Raw genomic sequence first — 5,399 nt, forward strand, 5'->3', positions numbered from 1 at the left:
CCGCATGGCGGCCTAACCCCGGCAGAGGCTCCACTTATCGACGCGGAGATTCTGTTCAGACAACCGGGACCAGCTCTTACGAGCATCGGTTCATTCAGCCCCGCACGGAGAACTTCAGCGAGTCGTTTGGTGGGCCGATCGCACCCGCCATGCTTTCGATGTCGTTATGACTGCACGGCTTCGACTTTAAGAGCTGCGGTCTGATTTTCCTCAAATATTGAGGCGCGCGCGTTCAACCGGCGGATCGAAAGCCCCGGCCCTAGGCCGCGTTTTTTTATTCTGTTAGTCTGGTGTACAGGAGCCTTCGGTCTTATGCATTCCGGAAGGCCTCCCTTGCTGCATCAAGCAAAGCCGTTCTTCTGGGTTGCCATGTAATAGCAATCTCGGTCCTAAAAGGCGAAAAGAGATGTCGACGTCATGCTCAAAGGGTTTAAAGTGGAGCGGCGTCGCCCAAGTATTGTTCATGACCACGCGTGCACCCGAGTGGTGTGCGATAGCGGCCAGCGCGGGCGCATGCTAGAGTCCAAAGGTCATGGACCCACGAGACCAGATACACAGCTCGCGCTTTTTGGCGATCTGCGCGAGCAAATCCGAACGTTGTGTCGGATGCTTAATCTGTAGCCGGTTAGAACCTGATCCGCGAGGATCCTCACAGGTCCATAGACGCTGTCGCAAATCAAAACATGATCGCCGGCCTTGATGGAAACCGCGGGACCGACTGCTGAGCGACATCATTCCCGGCAGCGCTTGTGAAGTCAGTCATCGGATTTCACGCATTTGCTGGTGAGCCAGCGCTGGTCCCTGACTGGAGCAAGGGCTGGGCCGATTCGCAGGCTGCGGATTTAGCCCACAATCATCGATTGTGTGAGCAGGCGCAGACTTTTTGTCCGGCAACAGAAGGTCCAGTTCCGCAAATCGCGACCGAGGGTTAACTTCCGGGCGATCTTGATGGCGGACTGATAAGCCCCGTTGTTAGGAGCTTCGCGGGATGGCTCTTCTTTTCCAGATTCCTATGAACGCTCTCAATCGGCTGCAATCTCAAACTTTTAAGTTGGAAGGCGGTCACGGCTTTCCGCAGTTTAGCGGCGATTACGGCAGTGACGCCGGAGTTATGTAGCTTCTCTGGCGCAATGGACATATGCCGCGTGCTCCCTACTTACAAAACCGGAGCACCTGACTTAATCGAGAGCTGGTCTCCTGACAGAGTGTCCCGCGTGATCCCGATCAGTGATCCCCCTCAAGACCCCTTAACGGACTTGAATCGCACCTAGCGTCAGGTTGTACCAACTATCAGTTCGATTCGCTGCAGAGTCATTGCCTGCCTGCACCATGATTCCTACACAGCACATTTGCGCTCTGTGAGGCGCGCCGGAGATGGATACTTCCCGATGATGGCATTCGTGGTTTTCGCTCTGATCTTTGTCGCCGGCTCTTGCGCCGGCTACGCCGTCCACAGCTGGCGTCGTCGAAGGCGCCGAGAGCGTGCGCGGCTTTATGGCGCCTGCCAACTCCGTTGCTCTTGCGAGACTGCCATTCAAAGTCCGAATTGGCGAGCATTCATATACCCAAACCGATAAGTTCAGCCGTGATGCAGCCTACTGACGCTCGCTCGAGCAACCCGCGTGCTGGCACCAGTACCGGATGTTGCAGACTAAAGGTCTCGAGAATAGCGCGTGAGAGCTGAATGATTAAGGACCCGCGGGCCCCTCCCACCTGCGGGATTGGTGACCTCATGGCGTCAGGAAGGTGCAGCTGACGCGCGATTCGTAAGGGTTACCTTGCGCCGTAGCGGCAGCGTCTCGCGCCTCCAGAACTGGGGATTCCCCAGAACCTTTTCTGCACGGCGCTGTCACTGGAGCGGAACTCTGAGGAAAACGGAGTGCCATGTCGACAGCGGGACGCGTTTCCGACGCGAACTCCAGATAGATGAAAGAAGCAGGTGAGTCAGATGATGCCGCGAAGCCGGACGCCCGAGATCCAAGACCGTATAGTGGCCAGAGCCAGTCGTATCCGTCCGATTGCTGCTATGCTTACAGAGCTGACGCGGGGTGCGTGGCTTGTTGGCCGATCGTTGCGTTGGGGAATCGTCGAGCCGCTTTCGGAAGCTCTAACGTTCGGGCTCGTCAGCCTGATACTGTCATTTGTCCTGGCGATCCCGGCTTTTCATGAAACCGCGGATCAGGTCCGGGGCGCCGACCTTGATCGCACAGTCTTTCGGCCAGAATGCCGGACGAGTCCGACCAGCGCTTGCACGACGTATAACACGATTGCACTGAAAGAGCTTCCGGAGGTCTTAATCAAGGCGACGCTTGCAACTCAGGATCATCGCTTCTACAGCCATTTCGGTATCGGCCTTGCCGCTATCGCCCGTTCGCTCCATGCCAGGCCAGAGACAGACGGCGTACACCCGCCGATTAGCCAGCAGCTTGCGAGAATGCTATTCCCGTCAAATGGACGAACTTTCGAGGACAGGATTCACGAGGGACTTATCGCTATTTGGCTCGAATTTCGACTCACGAAGGATCAAATCCTACAGATCTATTTAAACCGGGTGCGGATTGGAGGCGGCATATTCGGCGTCAGAGATGCGGCACGGCTCTATTTCCAAAAACGGGTTCAGGATATCGACCTTAGCGAAGCGGCCATGCTGGCTGGCCTCGTAAATTTTCCGCTCGATCAAGTTTCGCACATTGCTGTTGGGACTGCGCGACAGCGTGCAAGCTTGGTTCTCGAAAAGCTCGTCGAGACCGGATTCATGACTGATGACCAGGTGTTTGGCGCAAAGCACCAGCCGGCACATCCGATATTCAACCGCGAGGAGGATCCACTGAACAAGGAGAGTCCAAAGTGAGGTTGCAAGCTCGCCTTCAAAGCGGTCCGGCGATCATTGTATCTTCAGGAAACGTCCCTAGAATGTCGGCGCATAACAAGCGGGGTGAGGAGCTAAGGGGTCATGATCGCGGTTGCATCTCAGCACACCCGAGCTCCTGCACCAAATGTATGCGTGCTGTGTACCAGGTTAATTTGGCGCATTTTTTTGATCATGGATCAGATCCCAGCCGCGGCGATGCTGCCAACGACATCGGTCCGTTATCCCGTGCGTCGATGCCGCTGATCTTTGCCGTCACGATTAGCGCTGTACGGCCGCCACACGGTGTCCGCCGCGATCGGATCCGCAGAGCAAATCGGACTTTTCGCCCAAGAGCAATTCTCCCAGCGGTGCTGTTTGATACGAACGTTCCCAACGGGGTCCTTCGAAGTCCAGTCATTGACGCCTGCGAGCATGATGGGCTCCGTTCGGGGGCAGCTTCAACCTACGGCGCCGCAGCTGGTCGAATTGCAGGCATCCAAGTGCAGATGGCGCGGTGAAGTGGAGCAATCCAGCGCCGCTTCGGTGGCGCAAGTCGCTATTTGTAGTGGGATCGGAATCTAACGGAGTAGTTCTAGGACGTGATGCTAGGCGTCGCTTGGATCGCAGCACCGCCCGACTTTACTTCAAATAAGCCCGACGCGGCGCGCCCTTATGACACACTGGATTCGCCTGGTCACTTCCAGCTTTCGCATCGCGTTCTTCAGGTGAAAATTGACCGTATTCTCACTGATTTTCAATATCACCCCGATTTCCCAGGATGATTTTCCCTCCTCTACCCAACACAAGCACTCTTTTTCTCGTGCGGACAGCACGACCTCTTGCACATCCACCATGTGTTCCTCCTGAGCCGAGACGGCTTGGGAAGGAGATCAGCAAATGCCGTACCACGCGACGCGATCGCAACTTTTCTACCAAGACAACCGTTAAGAAAGTGCCGATAATGGGAAGCCCTACCGATCTAACTGCAGCACCAACGGTCATGGAAGCGACATAGGTCCTAAACGCTACAGCAATAGTTACGACATCGGCGAGACTTAATGTTCGAGTCAGCAGGAGGACCAAAGAGTTCTGCCGTTCCGTGCACTGACGCATGGGCCGCACCAACACGCGATTAGGAAAGCTCGATGAGGCCTTTGCAGGATCGGCGCCCCCGCTTGGCCAGCCATAATTGCGATCCACGTCGAGCCGAGCTTTTGCGCGCGCGACTAAGATCCCAAACGCGTGACCAAGGCACTGTTCGGTCGCGATACTTTCAAGGAGCCTGCCGTCAGAACTCCAGCCGATCTAGATACTGCGAGCGATTGCGGGCTGCTGTACCTCTAAGATTCCGCCGCGGATAATCACCCGCCCTCTAGAGCACTCAACGGGTTTGAACTGCCGATGCCGCTTTGTATTCGTCGGTCAGCTCCCGCACTAGTTCGGCGGCGCCCACAATCGTGCGCACGCCTGAGGTGGAATGGCCAGCACTCCAGATGTCGAGCCAGCGGCGTGGTCCCTTGCCACAATTGTTCGCGCCGTACATCTCGGTCGCACGCGTTGCTGAAACCGACTCGTCGAGCTTGGCCGGTTCGAGACCAACGGCTACGATCGAAGGGCGGAGCATATTGACGTCGAGGCCGGTAAACGCCCGAGTTAGAACGACATCATCGATAGTGCTGTTGACCAACATTTGTTGATAGGCAGTGCTCGCCATACTCTCCCGGGTCGCAATGAAGCGAGTACCCATATAGGCAAGATCACACCCAAGCAACCGTGCCGCCGCGAGTGAGACGCCGTCGACAATACCGCCTGCTAGTGCGACAGGACCATCAAACAGGGCGCGAATCGCGCGAGCAAACGCAAACGGGTTGGCCCAGCCAGTGTGACCTCCCGCTCCCGCAGTAAGCAGGACCAAGCCGTCAGCACCAGACTTGATCGCCTTCTCGGCATGTCCCAGCGACGCAACGACCGCAAACACCAAACAGCCGATTGCGTGCAGTGGTTGTATGGCTTCACTTGGCGAGCCCAAGCTGGTTATCACCATCTCCACCTTATGCCGCACGAGACAGGCCAGGTCTTCCTTCATCCGTGGGTGTCGGATCATGAGGTTCGGACAGTGCGGTGCGGCGGGACGATGTAGCTTTGCTAACTCTTCTTCAATAGCGCTTAACCAGTGGTCGAGCTCCTCAACGGATCGGGCGTTAACTGTGGGAAAGGCGCCGATCGCTCCGGAACGGCAGACACTGGCCACAAGGTCCACCCCAGAAACGGAGAACATCGGCGCAACCACCAGCGGGACTTCGAGCCGGCATGAGATAGCAACGGGCAGACGGCCTCGTTCAGACAATGTATTCACGAATAGGCACCTCCATCTTCGGCTAGTTCTTTCAGCAATTTTCGAGCCACCTGCCCATTTGCTCAGATCAGCGCTCAATAGCTTCTGTGCCCGCCTCCCACTGACGGAACGTAGCTGAACCTCCTCCGAATGGGTGGACACCTGTAGTAGGCTCGTTGAGCCCGGAGGTGTCGAATGGAACGTCAACGTCGG

General features: G+C 56.6%; 3 protein-coding genes. 1 reads left to right on the forward strand and 2 read right to left on the reverse strand.

Features of this window, described 5'->3' with window-relative positions; translation table 11 throughout:
• Positions 1–2,026: 2,026 nt before the first annotated feature.
• Positions 2,027–2,851, forward strand: coding sequence for a transglycosylase domain-containing protein (locus tag AC0L3K_RS40170; protein WP_473368166.1), 825 nt, complete (start codon positions 2,027–2,029; stop codon positions 2,849–2,851).
• Positions 2,852–3,495: 644 nt separating this feature from the next.
• Here the strand turns inward: AC0L3K_RS40170 and AC0L3K_RS40175 are convergent.
• A complete protein-coding gene (locus AC0L3K_RS40175; RefSeq protein WP_473368167.1) occupies positions 3,496–3,705 on the reverse strand; it encodes a helix-turn-helix domain-containing protein in 210 nt (69 codons plus the stop codon).
• A gap of 527 nt (positions 3,706–4,232) precedes the next feature.
• Complete coding sequence (locus AC0L3K_RS40180) at positions 4,233–5,129, reverse strand: NAD(P)H-dependent flavin oxidoreductase (RefSeq protein ID WP_473368168.1); 897 nt, start codon at positions 5,127–5,129, stop codon at positions 4,233–4,235.
• Between the last annotated feature and the right edge of the window lie 270 nt (positions 5,130–5,399).

The sequence above is a fragment of the Bradyrhizobium sp. MI1.10 genome, assembly GCF_055811035.1.